This is a genomic window from Bacillus niameyensis (assembly GCF_001375535.1).
GTDB classification, from domain to species: domain Bacteria; phylum Bacillota; class Bacilli; order Bacillales; family Bacillaceae_C; genus Lederbergia; species Lederbergia niameyensis.
Genome location: NZ_LN831197.1, coordinates 893,422 through 911,983 on the forward strand (window position 1 = coordinate 893,422; position 18,562 = coordinate 911,983).

Annotated in this window: 18 protein-coding genes; all 18 read right to left on the bottom strand. The window is 37.4% G+C overall.

What is annotated here, in order from left to right:
* Positions 1–128: 128 nt before the first annotated feature.
* The 18 genes from BN1243_RS04380 to rnpM all read right to left on the bottom strand — a co-directional run bounded on the left by BN1243_RS04380 (position 129) and on the right by rnpM (position 18,552).
* On the bottom strand, positions 129–1,799 hold the full coding sequence (locus BN1243_RS04380) for a ribonuclease J (RefSeq protein ID WP_062105023.1): 1,671 nt from the start codon (positions 1,797–1,799) through the stop codon (positions 129–131).
* Positions 1,800–2,011: 212 nt separating this feature from the next.
* Positions 2,012–2,887 (bottom strand): 4-hydroxy-tetrahydrodipicolinate synthase, encoded by an 876-nt coding sequence (dapA, locus tag BN1243_RS04385; RefSeq protein ID WP_062105024.1) that lies wholly within the window; start codon positions 2,885–2,887, stop codon positions 2,012–2,014.
* A gap of 22 nt (positions 2,888–2,909) precedes the next feature.
* A complete protein-coding gene (dapG, locus tag BN1243_RS04390; protein WP_062105025.1) occupies positions 2,910–4,145 on the bottom strand; it encodes an aspartate kinase in 1,236 nt (411 codons plus the stop codon).
* A gap of 32 nt (positions 4,146–4,177) precedes the next feature.
* Positions 4,178–5,230 (bottom strand): aspartate-semialdehyde dehydrogenase, encoded by a 1,053-nt coding sequence (asd, locus tag BN1243_RS04395; RefSeq protein ID WP_062105026.1) that lies wholly within the window; start codon positions 5,228–5,230, stop codon positions 4,178–4,180.
* Between the two features lie 228 nt (positions 5,231–5,458).
* On the bottom strand, positions 5,459–6,049 hold the full coding sequence (gene dpaB, locus BN1243_RS04400) for a dipicolinate synthase subunit B (RefSeq protein ID WP_069201762.1): 591 nt from the start codon (positions 6,047–6,049) through the stop codon (positions 5,459–5,461).
* Positions 6,046–6,945 (bottom strand): dipicolinic acid synthetase subunit A, encoded by a 900-nt coding sequence (gene dpaA / locus BN1243_RS04405; protein WP_062105028.1) that lies wholly within the window; start codon positions 6,943–6,945, stop codon positions 6,046–6,048. Before dpaA ends, dpaB begins: the two co-directional genes overlap by 4 nt.
* 124 nt (positions 6,946–7,069) lie before the next feature.
* Positions 7,070–7,309 (bottom strand): YlmC/YmxH family sporulation protein, encoded by a 240-nt coding sequence (locus BN1243_RS04410; RefSeq protein WP_062105029.1) that lies wholly within the window; start codon positions 7,307–7,309, stop codon positions 7,070–7,072.
* A gap of 277 nt (positions 7,310–7,586) precedes the next feature.
* Positions 7,587–8,819 carry a M16 family metallopeptidase gene (locus BN1243_RS04415; protein WP_062105030.1) on the bottom strand — a complete coding sequence of 411 codons (1,233 nt, stop codon included), beginning with the start codon at positions 8,817–8,819 and terminating at the stop codon, positions 7,587–7,589.
* Positions 8,820–8,876: 57 nt separating this feature from the next.
* Positions 8,877–9,896: a polysaccharide deacetylase family protein gene (locus BN1243_RS04420; RefSeq protein WP_062105031.1), complete on the bottom strand. Its 1,020-nt coding sequence runs from the start codon at positions 9,894–9,896 to the stop codon at positions 8,877–8,879.
* A gap of 77 nt (positions 9,897–9,973) precedes the next feature.
* A complete protein-coding gene (pnp, locus tag BN1243_RS04425; protein ID WP_062105032.1) occupies positions 9,974–12,097 on the bottom strand; it encodes a polyribonucleotide nucleotidyltransferase in 2,124 nt (707 codons plus the stop codon).
* Positions 12,098–12,524: 427 nt separating this feature from the next.
* Positions 12,525–12,794, bottom strand: a complete 270-nt coding sequence (rpsO, locus tag BN1243_RS04430; protein WP_062105033.1) for a 30S ribosomal protein S15 — start codon at positions 12,792–12,794, stop codon at positions 12,525–12,527.
* Between the two features lie 115 nt (positions 12,795–12,909).
* Positions 12,910–13,863 (bottom strand): bifunctional riboflavin kinase/FAD synthetase, encoded by a 954-nt coding sequence (locus BN1243_RS04435; protein WP_062105034.1) that lies wholly within the window; start codon positions 13,861–13,863, stop codon positions 12,910–12,912.
* A gap of 23 nt (positions 13,864–13,886) precedes the next feature.
* Positions 13,887–14,795, bottom strand: a complete 909-nt coding sequence (truB, locus tag BN1243_RS04440; RefSeq protein WP_062105035.1) for a tRNA pseudouridine(55) synthase TruB — start codon at positions 14,793–14,795, stop codon at positions 13,887–13,889.
* Positions 14,796–15,021: 226 nt separating this feature from the next.
* A complete protein-coding gene (rbfA, locus tag BN1243_RS04445; protein WP_062105036.1) occupies positions 15,022–15,363 on the bottom strand; it encodes a 30S ribosome-binding factor RbfA in 342 nt (113 codons plus the stop codon).
* 17 nt (positions 15,364–15,380) lie between these two features.
* The gene (locus BN1243_RS04450; RefSeq protein ID WP_062105037.1) at positions 15,381–15,659 is read right to left on the bottom strand and encodes a DUF503 domain-containing protein; all 279 of its coding nucleotides are present in this window, start codon (positions 15,657–15,659) and stop codon (positions 15,381–15,383) included.
* A complete protein-coding gene (gene infB / locus BN1243_RS04455; protein WP_062105038.1) occupies positions 15,656–17,950 on the bottom strand; it encodes a translation initiation factor IF-2 in 2,295 nt (764 codons plus the stop codon). Before infB ends, BN1243_RS04450 begins: the two co-directional genes overlap by 4 nt.
* Positions 17,951–17,965: 15 nt before the next feature.
* Positions 17,966–18,271: a YlxQ family RNA-binding protein gene (locus BN1243_RS04460; RefSeq protein ID WP_062105039.1), complete on the bottom strand. Its 306-nt coding sequence runs from the start codon at positions 18,269–18,271 to the stop codon at positions 17,966–17,968.
* Positions 18,271–18,552, bottom strand: a complete 282-nt coding sequence (gene rnpM, locus BN1243_RS04465; RefSeq protein ID WP_062105040.1) for an RNase P modulator RnpM — start codon at positions 18,550–18,552, stop codon at positions 18,271–18,273. The genes BN1243_RS04460 and rnpM overlap by 1 nt, the downstream gene beginning before the upstream one ends.
* Positions 18,553–18,562 lie beyond the last annotated feature (10 nt).

The following is an 18,562-nucleotide window of genomic DNA, read 5'->3' on the forward strand; positions in this document are numbered from 1 at the left end:
CCTCCTTGCTTATCGAATGATACACATAGTATAAGCTACAAAGGCAATTTCATTCATAATCAAATATAGAAGGACATTGGTAGTTTAGAGGCAATTTTAAAATCCCCCAACTTTGTGGGGGATTAAAATTATACTTCCATTATTATTGGTAAGATCATTGGTCTCCGTTTTGTCTTTTCATATAGAAAATGATTTAAGCGGTCCCTAATATCTTGTTTAAAGGAAGACCAATCAAAAGAATTTCCAGAGATGGCCTCCTCAGCAATTGAATGAACTATTTTTTCCGCTTCTTCAAGGAGTTGTTCAGATTCACGAACATAAACGAAGCCTCTAGAAATAATTTCTGGCCCTGAGACAATTTTCTTATATTTTTTATTTACCGTAACAACAATAATAAAGATACCATCTTGAGATAATAATTTTCTATCTCGCAGTACGATATTCCCAACATCTCCGACACCAATACCATCAATAAGAACATTTCCAGATTGAACACGGCTTCCGGCAGTCATTTCCCCATCTTTATATTCGACTACCTCACCCTTGCTTGGGATAAAAATCTGATCTCTAGACAAACCTACTTGTTGAGCTACTTTTGCATGGGAAAACAGCATTCTATATTCCCCTTGAATAGGGATAAAATATTTAGGTTTCATTAAATTAAGCATTAACTTTAAATCTTCCTGACTTCCATGTCCCGAAACATATGCTTTCCGATTGGATGACAGAACAACTGCACCTGCACGATATAACATGTCAACCGTTTTGAATAAACTAGTTTCTAAAGCAGGGGTTGGGGTCGCTGTTATAAGGACTGTATCGCCCTTTTTTACATTTATTTGTTTGTGATTTTGGGATGCCATTTTCTGAAGTGCTTCAATTGGTTCTCCCATTAATCCTGTGAAAATAATAGCAATTTCATTATCCGTATACTGATTTATTTTTTGTACAGGAATAATTAAGTCTGGATCGTCGATAGATAAATAGCCGAGCTTTAGAGCAATTTCAAAGCTACGTTCAATGCTTTTCCCAACTACAGCAACTTTTCTATTATTTTCATAGGCTGCATCAAGTGCCTGTTGGATTCTAATAAAATTTGATGCAAAACAAGAAATGATGACTCTACCTTGAGCAGTATGAAAGGCATCTGAAATTTCCTGTGCTGTCACAGATTCAGAAGTAGCGAAGCCAGGATGCTCGGCTTCTGTACTGTCGGATAGAAGACAAAGTACACCTGAATCACCAATATTAGCCATCTTCCCTATCTCAGATCGATAAAACCCTTTTGCTGCTTGGTCAAATTTAAAATCTCCTGTATGCACAATTTTCCCTTCAGATGTATGTATACATATTCCTAATGAATCCGGAATGCTATGAGTTGTATGAAAGAAACTGACAATCACACTATTAAATTTCAAACGAGAATTTGATTTGATCGTGTGAAAAAGTCCATCAGTTTTTATATTATGTTCTCTCATTTTCTCTTTTGCTAGCGCAATCGTTAGCTTCGACCCATACACAGGAGCTTTAATTTTTCGTAAAACATATGGCAATGCCCCAATAGCATCTTCATGACCATGTGTTAAAAAGATAGCTTTGATCCGCTCTTTATTTTCTTCCAACCACGTAATATCAGGTATAACGATATCAATACCCAACATTTCATTTTCGGGGAACATGAGTCCAGCATCGATAATAAAGATTTCCGAATCAACCTCGATGACGTACATATTTTTTCCGCATTCCCCGACACCCCCCATCGGGATGATTTTAATGATTTCATTTTTAATTTGTGACAAAGTCCTTTTCCTCCTAAGAATTATGCTAAATAGTTTTCTATTTCTGCTCAATTAATCATTGATCTAGCTATTGAAGCCCCTTCCACTTTGTTTTCCCGAACCTCATCGCTAATATCATTATACTTGAATGCGAAATCACTATACAACCTTAATTATTTTTGAACATCGAAAAAGCTAGCTCCATATTGGAACTAGCTTTATTTACTCATATATTATTGATATAAATTGAGTACGTCCGTGAGACTACTCCGTTCTTTCTCTGTTAAAGGTACTAATGGAAGACGCACAGAACCAACATCAAATCCTTGTAGCTGCATGGCTGTCTTAACAGGAACAGGATTTGGCGCTTTAAACAATTCACACATAATCGGAAGTAATTTTCTATAAAGCAATGCCGCCTCATTATTCTTGCCTTGCTTAAATAAGCGAACCATTTCCTGTATCTCAGGTCCTACTACATGGCTTGCCACAGATACAACACCACAACCACCAAGAGCGAGTATAGGTAATGTCATTGCATCATCGCCAGAATACAACATGAAATTTTCATCTACTCCTGAAAGAATTTCCGCTATGGCAGTTAGATCACCGCTTGCTTCTTTTGCAGCAACGATGTTATCTATTCGCGAAAGTTCAATCATCGTCTCAGGTGCTATATTAACTGCTGATCTCCCTGGGATATTATAGATCATGACTGGCAAGGAAGTAGATTTAGCGATTGCCGAAAAATGTTCGTACAAACCTTTTTGATTAGGCTTATTATAGTAAGGGGCAACTAACATAATAGCGTCAACCCCTGTAGCTTCCGCCCTCTTTGTTAATTCAATAGAGCTATACGTATTATTACTACCTGTTCCAGCTATAACTGGTACTCTTCCATTTACCACTTTTACTACATGCTCAAATAGTGCGAGCTTTTCTTCGGTAGTAAGTGTTGGTGATTCTCCGGTAGTACCAGCTACAACTAGCGAGTCACTTTCATTGTTGATTAGATGATCAACAAGTTTGGCAGTTTTAAGGAAGTCAACATTCCCTTTTCGGTCAAACGGCGTCACCATTGCCGTTGACACTTGGCCAAAATGAATCATTAAAATACACCCCTATTTCTATCTATCTTTCGTATTCTACCTCATCCTTTTGAAGCTCAAAAGCATCATGCAATGTATTAACAGCCTCATTCAATTTATCACCATCTACTAATACCCAAATAGTAGTATGACTATCAGCTGATTGAAGAATTCTAATTCCTTCATTTGACAATGCACTCACAATTTTTGCTGTAACCCCTGGGACTCCAGTAATTCCTGCTCCCACAACGGAAACCTTCGCACAATTCCTTTCAACTGTAGGTTGATAGCCGATTTTTTCTAATGCAGCAATTGCTTTATCCAATACCGTAGTAGGAACCGTGTAAACGACATTATTCGGTGAGATGTTTATAAAATCGACACTAATATCTTCACTTGCCATAGCTTTAAAGACTTCAGATTGGAGGTTATATTGCCCTTCGCCAGCAGTTACTTTAATTTGAGCAACATCTGGCATATGTACTATGCCAGTGACCAATCTCTCTTTTATTCCTACTGTATGGTCATCCCTATGCATCGTAGTAACCAAAGTACCAGGAGAATCGGAATAAGTTGATCTTATTCGCAGTGGGATCTTGGCATCCATCGCAATTTCAACAGCTCGAGGATGAATGACTTTTGCTCCTTGGTAAGCCATATTAGATACTTCATTATAAGAGACACATACAAGAGGGCGAGCATTCTTTACAACTCTTGGATCAGCTGTCATCATACCGTCTACATCGGTAAAAATATCAATCCACTCTGCATTAAGGGCGGCACCAAGAGCAGCAGCAGATGTATCACTACCTCCTCTACCAATAGTAGTAACATCTCCGGTTTTCGTAGCTCCTTGGAAACCAGCAACTATTATTGCATCATGAGATTCCAATTCTTTTAAAAGTCTATCGCATTTCATTTCAAGTATTTTAGCATTAGTATGGTCGTTACTAGTCAAAAATCCTGCTTGAGCGCCGGTTAAGGCAGTAACTTTGATTTGATTTTCTTTTAGCTCATTCGCCAATACTACACTTGAAATGGTTTCACCACAAGATAAAAGTAGATCCTGTTCTCGTTTGTTAAGGGAAGTTTGGTGTCCTCCAACCAAAGAGAGCAGTGTATCTGTAGCATAGGGTGCGCCTTTTCTTCCCATAGCAGACACGACTGCTACAACTTTATACCCCTCTTTGATCGCACTTTTAATATGCTTCTGAACAAACTGCCTGGTTTCATTATTTTGTACGGAAGTTCCACCAAATTTTTGAATAATAATTTTCATGATGACACCCCAATGGTTAGTTTATGAATCTTCTAGTTAGAAACCAAGCCAAGTCTTATTAAACTTTCCGCAATTTGAACAGTATTCAATGCGGCACCTTTCAATAAGTTATCAGCTACAATCCAAAGATGGAAACCCGATTTTTCATCTAGATCTTTCCTGATTCTTCCTACATACACATCGCCAGTACCTTTAGCCATTGCTGGCATAGGATAAATTTGTTCTTCCGGCTGATCCTGCAATGTTATACCAGGAGCATCAGAAAGTACACTCTTAATATCGTCTACTTGAACAGCGTTTTTTTCTAATTCTATATAGACCGATTCGGAGTGCCCTGTTTCGACCGGAATACGAACGCATGTAGCAGAAACCTTCAGTTCTGGCATTTCCATAATTTTTTTCGTTTCATTAATCATTTTCATTTCCTCAAATGTAAAACCATTTTCAGTAAACTTATCAATTTGAGGAATCGCATTAAAGGCAATTTGATAATGTTTTTTATCACTGCTGGCCGGTAATATTTCCGGAGTAAAATCACGTTTATTTAAAATATCATCCGACTGTTTCTTTAATTCATCAATTGCAGATGCACCGGCACCAGAGACAGCCTGATAGGTAGACACAATGACTTTCTTTAGCCCGAAAGCTTTGCGAATAGGCTCAAGTGCTGCAACCATTTGGATTGTCGAACAATTGGGATTTGCAATAATTCCTTTTTGTTCTTGTAGTACTTTTTCATTTACCTCTGGAACAACAAGCGGTACTTCTGGATCCATTCTGAAAGCACTTGTATTATCTACTACTATAGCCCCGCGCTTTACTGCTTCTGGAGCGAATTTTTGGGAAACACTTCCACCGGCACTGAAAAGAGCAATATCTACCCCTTCAAATGACTCTGGCACAGCTTCTTCTACTGTGATCAGTTGATCTTTAAATTGAACCTTAGTTCCTGCTGAACGCGCTGAAGAGAGGAGAGTTAATTTTCTAACAGGAAAATTTCTTTCTTCCAATGTTTTCACTATTTGCTGTCCCACAGCTCCAGTAGCTCCCATTACCGCTAGATGATAACCTTGATTCGTTGACATGTGAATTCCCCTTCCACTTCAACTAACACAATGGATGTTGATAATTTCAAGTAATATTAATATATTATCATATTTATAACCCGTTTCGATATTATTTTATTAAAATGCTGTCGAATTCATGATTATTAAGTAAAAAGGGGCATATTCTTTTAAGGAAACAAAGCAATCAGGCAGCTTTGAAAGCTCCGCCTGATATTCTTTTCCACTCGTCGTTATAGCTTTAACTCTTTAAGTGTATTCTCTAATTATTGGCTGGAGCTGATTTCCTTCAAGAGCCGCCTCGATCGTTTCGGAGAGAAATTCCATTCTTGATACCATGGAGGTAGGTTTATTAATAGGATCATCCTGACCAAAAGGAATAAAGTAAATATTTTTACTAGACATAAGTCGCATTAAATTGACACCATTCAATCCAAGGGCATCATTTGTCGATATTCCTAGAACGACAGGACATCTATTTCTTAATGTTGCTTTTGCGGCCATTAAAACAGGAGAGTCAGTTAAAGCATTGGCAAATTTACTCATCGAATTTCCCGTCAATGGAGCAATGACCATGCAATCTAAAGGTTCTCTAGGTCCTAATGGTTCAGCAGCAACCATAGAGTCAATTACTTTTTTACCTGTTAATTCCTCCACCTTTGCAACCCAATCAGCTCCATCACCAAATTTTGTATTTGTATTCTTTACTGTAAAGGTTACAACAGGTACGACATCTGCGCCTTGATTGACCAAAGTTTCTATTTGCGGGACAACTTGCTCATAAGTACAGTGGGAGCCTGTAATTCCAAATCCAATTCTTTTTCCTTCTAATGTCATTATCCATTCTCCTTCCTGTTTTCGAAATCATCTTGTAGTAACTGTGAAAGGACATTTGCCAGAATTTGTCCGGCTGTTTTAGGCGCCACAATACCGGGAAGTCCCGGGGCAAGCAACGCTTTAATGCCTCTTTTTTCTGCATAACGAAAATCGGTACCACCAGGTTTAGAGGCAAGGTCGATGATTAATGTATTAGCAGGCATATTTGCGATAATACCTGCCGTTAAGATAGGATGAGGAATCGTATTAATACAAATATCAAGATCGCTTACCTCATTTTTCAATGCATCCAATTGAAATGGTTTTAGTCCCATTTCAGTAATCCTTGCAAGATGGGCAGTATTTCTTGCTCCCACTTTTACTTTTGCACCTAATAAAGAAAATGTTCTAGCTACACTCATCCCAACACGGCCAAGCCCTAAGACAGCGATAGACGATTGATGAATGGTAATATCAGTATTTTGGATAGCCATCATAATGGTTCCTTCTACTGTTGGAATAGAGTTGTAAATAGCTACATCGTCTCTTTCAAATAACTGAATCAGTTTCCTATTCGAATTTTTAGCAATTTGATTAAGATAAGGATTACTTATACCCGAATAAATTTTACAGTAAGAAGGCGTTTTATTAAGAATTTGCTCTGTCAAAACTATTTTTTCACTGGAAAAAATAGTATCAACTTCTCCCTCTAAATTCGTTCCGGGAACAGGTAGGATGATAGCGTCTATTTGAGAAAAATTAACATCTTTTAATTTTTCCTTTACAGCGCCAGAAAAAGGTTGTGCCAGTTGCTCAAATCCAACTAAATATAGTTTTGCATCTAATTCAGTTAGTTTCCTAATAATTTCCAGTTGCCTTGCATCTCCGCCTAAAATTGCTATTTGCATATCTGTTAACATCAACGGTATTCACCTTCTTTGTGAATCATAAATAATCACTCCACGATCATTGTATGTATGACTTAAAGGGCTGTGCCTGACTAATACAATTAAAAAAGGATGGGGCATCTCCCATCCTTTTATTTCATTTATTTTCAGGAACCTCAAGGATAATCATATCGGTACCAATCGTTCTAATAAAGTGCCAGGGGACTTTTATTTCTGCACCAGCCTTTCTCCCCATCCATTTTCCAGTTGGAATTATTAAATGATTAATCTCACCTGTACTTGCATTTATTTCCAAATCAGTTTGTCCTAGTACACCTAATCGTTTTGCCTTTCGATAATCAACTATTTCTTTTCCACCTAGTTCACTTAGCCTCATAACTCCCCCTCCTTCCAAGCCTTATATAATTCATATATAGGCATTTTTTTCCTTTTTAGAATAGAAAAAGGAAACATCTAAAAAATAGTAATCCACTATGATAAAAACATCTTAAGATGCATAAGGATTGTCGTTTTAAAACAACTCATTTATCTGGAGAATATCTATATGCTGCATGCCGACCAACTATATAGTCGGGAGATCATGTATTACACAATAAAAATAGGAGCCTCCAAAAAGGCGGTTGTTTAACCTTTTTGGAAGCTCCATCTAATGATTATGATTTATTTCTTAAATTAGGATTAGGACTAACTAGAGCCGTCGTATAATGTTCATTAAATATTTGATTGCCCATTCTATTAACACCTTCGACAGTCACATTATTAATATCATTAATGATCTCATCTAGAGTCCGATGTTTTCTCAAAAGTAATTCATTTTTTCCATTACGACTCATTCTGCTATTTGTACTTTCTAAACCTAACATTAGATTTCCTTTAAGCTGTTCTTTACCGTTTTGAAGTTCTTTCTGAGTTATTCCTTCTTTTTTCAATATCTCCATAGTTGAGAAAATGGTATCATATAATTCGTCAAGTTGATTTGCACCTGTCCCGCCATAGATCGTAAGCATTCCCGTATCTTGAAATGAGGAGTGAAAGGAAAATACTGAATATGCCAGCCCCTTCTCTTCCCTCACTTCTTGAAAGAGCCTTGATGACATACTGCCACCAAAGATATTATTCAAGACTATTAAATCAAAAATGTCCTTATGTCCTATTGGAAGGCCTTCAAACCCAATACAAAGATGAGCCTGTTCAGTTTCTTTTCGTTTCAAGATTTGTTCAGAATGAAAGACAGGTAGCAAGTTACTACGAGTTGTATTCCCTCTTTCGAATGAGCCAAAAAATTGTTCGACTTGCATTATGAAATGCTCGTCCACATTACCAGCAACAGAAATTACGATTTTATCAGGAGTATACATGTTAAATATATATTCTTTTAACGTATGACTTGAGAAGGATGCAAGGGTTTCCTCTGTCCCTAATATTGGATAACCAAGTGAATGATTATGATAAGCGGCCTTACTTAACAAATCATGAACAATATCATCCGGCGTATCTTCATACATCTTAATTTCTTCTAAAACAACATTTTTTTCTTTATTCAGCTCCACTTCATCAAAGGTGGAATAAAAAAACATATCTGAAAGGATTTCAAGTGCGTGTGATGCATGATCATCGAGCACTTTTGCATAATAACATGTATATTCTTTCGATGTAAAAGCATTGACTTGCCCACCAATGGAATCAAATGCTTCTGCTATATCTTTTGCGGATCGGGATTGGGTCCCTTTAAAAAACATATGCTCTAAAAAATGAGAAATCCCATTGTTTTGTTCGTTTTCATCTCGAGAACCAACACCGACCCAGATGCCAATAGCAACTGATCTAACTGTAGGAATAGTCTCTAGTACTACTCGAACTCCATTTTGACATGTATATTTCTTCATTTTGCCATTCCTCCTGTTCATGATGCAAAAACTCGTCGGCCGTACATTGAAGTTTTTTTATGGATTTTGCCCTTTATTATCTTCTTTTTCTAGTCCATTTAATTTAATGATTCTTTCTTCATCCATTAATTTGCTTACCGTTCCAATCCTCAAATTTTTACCCTTTAATTCTCTAATTAATGTATCCAATGACTTGCTAGTAGATTCAGTTGGATGCATTAGTATCATCGCCCCAGGTTCAACTTTAGTTGTCACACGCTGAATTAACACTTGAGGAGATGGCTTTTGCCAATCAATCGTGTCAACAGTCCACATAACTGTCCTAAGGCCATAGGAATAAGCAATTTCAATTGTTTCGTCACGATAAGCGCCACTTGGTGGACCAAACCAATTTGGTTTTTGTCCTGTTGTTGCTTCAATGATATCATTGGTCTTCTGTATTTCTTCTTTAATTTTTTCAGAGCTTAGAGTCTGCATATTAGGATGACTGTACGAGTGGTTGCCCACTTCATGTCCTCCATCCGCTATCATCTTAGCTAATTCGGGATTTTCCTTCACCCAACGCCCTTCTAAAAAAAACGTTGCATGAATTTTATGTTCCTTTAAAGTGGCTAGCATGGAGGGCAAGTATTCATTTCCCCAAGCAACATTAATTAAAAAGCTAACCATGGGCTTGTCAGGATGTCCCCGATAAATAGGAGAAGCTGGCAAATCATTTAAATGTTTTTTTGGAGATATTTGCGTGAACACAAGTTTACGTTCATCAAATACTTTGTCTTTTTTCATTTTTCGGTATGAAGCATCAATATCAACTTTAATACCATTATAGCCAGGCATTGCTTTCCATACCCGATCAATCTTGGCATCTTGTGGATCAGACTCATATCGATCTGCCGCTTCAACAATAAGATCATATAATTCATTTTGCATTTGGCTTGCTGGTATAGCTCCTTCTTTTAACTGTGAAAGATATTGGCTAGTATATGGATTAAAAATGGCAGATATTGATAGAATAGCAATCAGTGTAAAGGCTATCAAGTTTTTTGCATTTAACACACTTACTACCTCCTTCAACATAAAGTATGAAAAAGAAGAAGTGCTTAGAACTATCCAACCAGCTTAATAACAAAAGAGTCGGGAGATCCCGACTCTTTTTATTGTTCATTTTTCTGTTGTTGTTCTTTTTGCTCTTTTAAAACTACTTTTCTTGAGACGTTAACTCTTCCTTGATTATCAATTTCAATAACCTTCACAAGTATTTCATCTCCGATGGACACTACATCTTCAACTTTATTTACTCTTTGCTCATCAAGTTGAGAGATATGAACCAAACCATCTTTTCCAGGGAATAATTCAACAAATGCGCCGAATTTTTCGATACGCTTAACCTTTCCAAGATACATTTGTCCAACTTCAACCTCACGAACCAAGTCTTCAATTATCTTCTTAGCTTTTTCATTCATGGATTGGTCTGAAGATGCAATAAACACCTTGCCATCTTGCTCAATATCAATTTTCACGCCTGTTTCTTCAATTATTTTATTAATTTGTTTACCACTTGGACCAATAACATCCCTAATTTTATCTGGATTAATTTGCATTGTTAAGATTTTAGGTGCGTAAGCAGAAAGCTGCTCTCTTGGCTCTTTAATAGTGGAAAGCATGGAATCCAAAATATGCATTCTTCCTTCACGCGCTTGTTGTAATGCTTCTTCTAGAATTTCGCGTGAAAGTCCTTCAATTTTAATATCCATTTGAAGAGCAGTTACTCCCTTGGCAGTACCTGCAACTTTAAAGTCCATATCACCTAGATGGTCTTCCATTCCTTGAATATCTGTTAAGATCGTATAATGGTCACCTGATTTCACAAGTCCCATAGCAATTCCCGCAACAGGAGCTTTAATCGGAACTCCGGCATCCATCATAGCAAGTGTACTTGCACAAATACTAGCTTGGGAAGTAGAACCATTGGATTCTAGAACTTCTGAAACAAGACGAATCGTATAAGGAAACTCCGTCTCATCAGGAATAACTGGCTCTAATGCACGTTCTCCAAGAGCACCATGTCCAATTTCGCGTCGACCAGGACTTCTAATTGGCCCAGTTTCTCCAACGCTAAAGTGTGGAAAATTATAATGGTGCATAAATCGTTTCGATTCTTCAATTCCTAGCCCATCAAGGATTTGAACATCACCAAGTGCTCCTAGCGTACATATACTTAAAGCTTGAGTTTGTCCACGAGTAAACAAACCAGAGCCATGTGTTCTAGGTAATAAGTGTATTTCCGAAGATAGTGGTCGAATTTCATTTGGCTTTCTACCGTCTGGACGAACCTTTTCTACAGTAATTAAACGACGGACTTCTTCTTTCACAAGGCTGTCCAATATTTGTTTTACCTGTTTCATCGTTTCGTCTTCAATATTTTCTCGTTCTTCAAAATCGGAGATCACTTGTTGTTTTACTTGTTGGATTGCATCTTCACGGGCGTGCTTTTCCTCAACTTGGATAGCTTCAACAAGTGATTTTTCACACATATTCCGAATTTCAGCATCTAGTTCAGCATCTAATTCAAATAAGGTAACTTCACGTTTATCTTTACCGATTTGACTTACGATTTCTTCTTGAAATTGAATTAGTTTTTTAATTGCATCATGACCGAACATAATCGCTTCTAACATTGTTTCTTCTGGAACTTCTTCAGCACCAGCTTCAACCATGTTAATAGCATCTTTAGTTCCAGCAACAGTTAAATTAATATCACTTTTCTCCATTTGAGCGACAGTTGGATTAATCATAAATTCTCCATCCACTCTTCCAACTACAACACCTGCAATTGGACCTTCAAATGGAATATCCGACACGCAAAGGGAAAGTGAAGCACCAAACATAGCAGCCATCTCAGATGAGCAGTCCTGATCAACACTTAAAACGATATTCACAACTTGAACTTCATTTCGAAAACCATCTGCAAATAAAGGACGAATTGGACGATCAATTAAACGGCTTGCAAGAATCGCTCTTTCGCTTGGCCGACCTTCCCTCTTTATAAAACCTCCTGGAATTTTCCCAACAGCATATAGTCTTTCTTCATAATTTACTGTAAGAGGAAAAAAATCTACCGCTTTAGCTTCTTTAGATGCGGTTGCCGTACTTAATACAGCTGTATCCCCATAACGAATTAAAGCTGCCCCATTTGCTTGTTTAGCCAATTGACCAATTTCAACGGTTAATGTTCGGCCAGCCCAATCCATAGTAAATGTTTGTTTCTTTTGCTCCATTCAGAATTTCCTCACTTTCATATAGCAACTTTTATCGCCTCATTTTTATTCTGGACAGTTGGCATAATTAAGTTGTTGTTAGTTGTTGGAATCATGTCTGCTGGCTGAACACTGAACATTAGACATAAATAAGAAGTATAACGATCTTAGGCGACGCAATACTAATAGTTGGATTATAGTACTAGATTCTAACTTTTTAGTCAGGTTTTACTATAAAATAAACCCTTTCAAAAGCTTCCATAAATATCTTATTCATGTCCAATGTTCAGTTCTGCCATGCTCTGCATGACAGTCCTTCAATTATAATTCAGTCAGCATTGCATGTTATCTAACAAGACAGCTCAATGCCATTAGAAACGTCGTGCTAAATTATGGAATCGTATTTAGAGAAAAAAGCGGGATTATTTCCCGCTTTTTACTAACTTTATTATCTACGTAATCCAAGTCTGTTAATTAGTTCGCGATAGCGCTGCACATCTTTATTCCGAAGATATGTTAAAAGATTGCGGCGGCGTCCTACCATTTTCATCAAGCCGCGTCTAGAATGATGATCTTTCTTGTGGACGCGTAGATGATCGTTCAATTTGTTAATTTCTTCAGTTAAAACGGCAACTTGAACTTCTGGAGAACCAGTATCTGTATCATGAATTTTAAATTCATTGATGATTTCATTTTTACGTTCTTGTGAAATCGCCATGGTTTTCACCTCCCATTTTTTACAAATCCCCTGTTACCTAGCAAACGTTGGTGAATCGTTTTGCCAAGCAAAGGTTCTTGATACTGTATTAGGATACAACTTTACAAAAGAAAAATCAAGTTTCTTTGTTAAGCTCTTTAAAATATTCTCTAGTATCGTCTTCATCTTGTTTTATTTGAGCTATCAGCTCATCGACTCCATCAAATTTTTGTTCGTCCCTAAGTTTCTTATGCCATTCTATCGTTACCTCTTCATCATAAATGGACTGATCAAAATCGAGAAGAAAAACTTCAACAGAAAGGTTAGATTCACCAACTCGATTAAAAGTAGGGTTATAACCAACACTGCATGCCCCCAGCTCCCAATTTCCTTTTACAAGCATTTTCACTACGTATATGCCTGTGTTTGGGATGATATAATCATCCTCAATTAATATGTTAGCTGTTGGAAACCCTATTGTCCTTCCCCGCTTCTCGCCATGAATAACGGTCCCTCTATTTACGAATTTCCGCCCTAATAATTCATTTGTTCTTTCAATATCACCTTGATTCAATGAAAGTCGAATCGAAGTAGAACTAATTTTTTCATCCCCTATTTCCATTTTTGGAATAATAGTCACCCCAAATTCACCTTTAGAGTGGATAGGTAAGGTTTCCATTGTACCTTTTCCGAACTTACCATATGTATAGTCAAAACCTGCTACCACATGCTTTACATTCAATAATAAAAGATATTGTTTAACAAATTCTTCAGGGAGTAAGTTAGCAAATGACTCGGTAAAATGAACGATCATCAAATAATCTACTTCTAATGTAGCAATTTGTTCAATTTTTTCTTGAAGAGGTGTAATGTATTGCACATTTGATTTCTTTCCAAGAACGATTGATGGATGAGGGTCGAAAGTCATCACTGCACTTTTTGTATTTTTTTCTAAAGCAATCTCCTTTGTCATTTTGATAACTTCCTGATGCCCTTTATGGACGCCATCAAAGAAGCCAAGTGCTATTGTTAACGAAGGAAAATCGTGCTTTTGATAATGATGGGGGTGTTCAATTCTAACTATTTTCATATAGATCACCTCATTTTGTGAACTTATAGATTTAGTAAAACTTTTACTGGTTTAATTAAATCTTGTTTATTAAGATGGCTCTGATAAATGGCGTAAGCTACACCTTCATACACCATTACTACCTGCCCCTCCGGCCAATTTTGTGGCGTCGGTAAAACAGCACCATTTTTCACTTTTTCCAATAATTGAACATCCATATTCCAAATAGGCAAATTGCAAAGTCCCTCCTCCAAAGGCTTTATCACCTTTTCAAGTGGAAGATCTTCAGCGATTATGTTTTCAAGTTGCTCAAACGTTACACAATGACTAGCCGTAAATGATGATGCAGCCACTCTTGTCAGAGCAGACATATGAGCTGGATATCCAAGTTTTTCTCCAATCATCACTGCAAGCGTTCTTATGTATGTTCCTTTACTGCAATGTACTCTAAACGAAAAACTTAGTGTTCCATCCTTTATTCTGATCTTATCATCAAGAAGTTTCAACTCATAAATATTAACTTTTCTAGTAGGCCGTTCGACTTCTATTCCTTTTCGAGCATATTCATATAGTCTCTTTCCATTCACCTTAACAGCTGAATATATTGGAGGAGTCTGCTCGATTTCTCCGGTAAATTCAAGAAGGACGTTATTTATCGTAGTAATAGAAATTTCTTGTTCGACTGCTTTTGTTGCAACAATTTCGCCTTGGGCATCTTCTGTAGTAGTGGAAAAGCCAATTGTTACCTCTCCTTCATAAACTTTACCTGCATTTGTTATATACTCGGCAATCCTTGTTGCCCTTCCCAGACAGATTGGTAGCACTCCATCCACATCCGGATCAAGAGTTCCTGTATGTCCGACTTTTTTCATCTTCAGCATTTTTCTAATTCTAAAAACACAATCATGTGAAGTCATTCCCTTTGGTTTCCAAAGAGGCAATATCCCGTCCACCTAATCCCCTCCTAAAAAACAATAAGAAAAGTGTAAGCGCGTTGCCGACATCATCGCATGCCTACACTAGAACATCCTGTCTTGTCAGAGCTAGACTCACGCTCACCGCATTATACTTTCTAATCAATTTAAAATAGGCCATCCCTAAGGATACAGGCTGTTCTTTGCATACGAGTATGACAGAAGAGCCATGCACTTTGGGACAGCCATTTGCTGGAAGCTGTATTTATTCATCTTTAAGCTGTCTTAAAATCGACTCGATCTTGTTACCATAATCGATTGATTCATCAAGCTCGAATTCAATCTCCGGTGTTATACGCAGGCGAATTCTATGACCTATTTCTGATCGGATAAAACCTTTTGCCTTTTGAAGACCCTTTAAAGTGTCTATCTTTTGATCTTCGTCACCTAAGATCGATATATATACAGTGGCTTGTTGAAGGTCACCAGTAACTTGAACATCGGTAACCGTCACAAACCCTACCCGTGGATCTTTGATTTTTCTCGCAATAATATCACCGAGTTCTTTTTTCATTTGTTCTCCAACTCGGTTGGCACGCAAACTCATTCTTTATCCACCTCACATTAAAGCCACTCAAAAGTTGTATTCATTCTTTCCCATTCAGGGAAAGAATCAAGAAAATTTAGAGCATGATTCAATTCCCGCTCTGCTGCCTGTCGGGAGGAAGCTACTGTAACTAGTGATATTTTTGTTAATTGCCACACATCTTGATGTCCAATCTCAGCTGTAGCAACATTATATTTTTGCTTCACTCTTGTCATCGTTCTTTTTAATACAGAACGTTTTTCCTTCAGTGACATACAGTCGAAAATTCGGTATTCCAGTTCAACGAAACCAATCAAGTTCGCTCAATTTCCTTCATTACATATGCTTCAATTATATCTTGCTCTTTAAGATCATTAAAATTCCTAATAGTTATTCCACATTCATAGCCTTGACTTACTTCTTTAACATCGTCTTTAAAGCGTTTCAAATCATCAATTTCGCCTTCATATATTACAATTCCGTCTCTAATCACTCGAACACCGCTATCTCGTGTGATTTTTCCGTCTATAACATATGATCCAGCAATTGTACCGATTTTGGATACTTTAAATGTTTGGCGTACTTCTGCTTGACCAATAACTTCTTCTTTAAATTCTGGATCAAGCATACCTTTCATTGCTGATTCAATTTCTTCAATCGCTTTATAGATGACTCTATGAAGTCTAACATCGACTTTTTCAGAATCAGCTGCACGTTTAGCATTGACGTCAGGTCGCACATTGAAGCCAATAACAATAGCATTAGATGCTGCTGCAAGTGTTATATCTGATTCATTAATCGCACCTACGGCCGTATGAATAATTTTAATATTTACTCCTTCGACATCAATTTGCCTTAGGGCAGATGCTAAAGCTTCAACCGAACCTTGAACATCCGCTTTAACAATAACATTTAAATCTTTCATATCGCCTTGTTTCATTTGTTCAAACAAAGTATCGAGACTGACACGAGAGCTTTCATTTCTTGATGCAAGTATAGCATCTTGTGCGCGAGCCTCTCCGATTTGACGAGCTGTTTTTTCATCCTCAAAGACAACAAAACGGTCACCAGCTTGTGGAACATCATTAAGTCCCGTTATTTCCACTGGTGTAGACGGTGGAGCTACTTTTACTCTTCTACCTACATCATTTACCATTGCGCGCACACGACCGAATGTATTTCCAGCAACAATTGGGTCGCCTACTTTTAATGTACCATTTTGAACGAGTAATGTTGCAACAGAACCTCTACCTTTATCCAACTGTGCTTCAATAACAGTTCCGATAGCTTTACGTTTTGGGTTCGCTTTTAACTCTTCCACTTCACTTACTAATAGAATCATTTCAAGCAAATTGTCAATTCCCTCACCTTTTAAAGCTGAAATTGGAACAAAGATTGTATCTCCACCCCAATCTTCAGGAACAAGAGCATGTTCAGTTAGCTCCTGCATCACTCTATCCGGATTGGCTGTTGGCTTATCCATCTTATTAACCGCCACAATGATTGGAACTTCAGCAGCCTTTGCGTGGTTAATCGCCTCAATTGTTTGCGGCATTACACCGTCGTCAGCAGCAACTACAAGAATGGTTATATCGGTGATTTTTGCTCCGCGTGCACGCATAGTTGTAAAAGCTGCGTGTCCTGGAGTATCTAAGAAGGTGATTTTTTTGCCGTTTTCTTCAATTTGATAGGCACCAATATGCTGAGTGATTCCTCCAGCTTCTCCAGCTGTTACTTTTGTATGGCGGAGAGAATCTAACAATGTTGTTTTCCCATGATCAACGTGCCCCATAATAGTAACAACAGCTGGGCGATCATTCATTTCTCCAGGTTCATCATCAGTGAAATAGACTTCAAGATCTGTCGTGTCAATTTGAATTTCTTCTTCTACTTCTACTCCATAGTCACCACAAATTAGCTCAATAGCATCATGGTCTAGCTCTTGATTAATAGTTGCCATTACACCAAGAAGGAAGAGCTTTTTAATAATTTCAGATGGTTCTCTATGAAGTTTTTTCGCAAGCTCTCCTACTGATAGTGAGCCACTGTGAACTATTTTTTCTGGAAGTTCCCTTTGCTTTTTCACTACAGGTTGTTGCTGCTGTGGTCTGTTTTTCGCATTTTTATTCTGATTAGCTCTTTTATTCTTGTTAAATGGCTTGTTACTATTTTTTGCATCGCCGTTATTTTTCATATTTTGTCTTTTTTGCTCCGTCCCCTGATTGCCTTGTTTTACTTCATTATTCCGATTGTTGTTGGTCGGTTGAATGGCAGCAGATTTATTTACTTTATTTGTCTGTGCATTATTATTCCTTGGCTGCTGTTTTTTAAAATCATTATTCGTTTGGGTTTTCTGGTGATTACCCTTATTTCTTTTATCAGCATGGTTATCTTTGTTTTGCCCGCTATTACGAGTAGATTCTTTATTTGAATCTTTTTTTCCCTGAATTCCTTTTTGATAAAGAGAATCCAATTTTTGAACCGTATCTGGATCAATCATAGACATATGATTGCCTACTTCAATATTCATGCTTTGTAGTTTAGTAATGATATCTTTACTTGTAGTATTTTGTTTTTTTGCATATTCATAAACTCGTACTTTACTCATTGGTTCACCCCCGTTTTATTCATCGAGCAACGAAGTAAGTTTCTTAGCGAAACCTTCTTCTAGGATCGCCACCACCACTCTTTCTTCCTTTCCAATAGCGTGGCCGAGTTGGACCCTTGATTGTACAAATCGGAAAGGAACTTGGTAATAAGTACATTTATCTTGAACTTTTTTTGAAGTATTGAAAGAAGCATCATCAGAAAGAATAACCAATTTTGCTTTTTTGTTTTTGATCTCCCTTAATACCAGTTCTTCTCCCGAAATTATTTTTCTTGCCCGATTAGCTAAGCCAAGTAGTGTCATCCATTTTTCTTGATTCATTATTTAGGCTTACTTTCCTTTTCTGCTAACGAAAGGAGTTCCTCGTAAAGGGAATCTTCAACTTTAGCATTTAATTGACTTGAAAACACATCTTTCTTTTTAGCTAAAAGTATGGCATCGCGATCTAAAGATACATAGGCTCCCCTACCCGCCTTCTTCCCGGACGGATCGATGGAAACTTCCCCTTCCTTAGAGCGTACAATCCGAATCATTTCTTTCTTCGGTTTCATCTCTCCTGTAGCAAGGCATTTCCGCATAGGTATTTTTTTTCTAATTGCCAATTTACTCCCC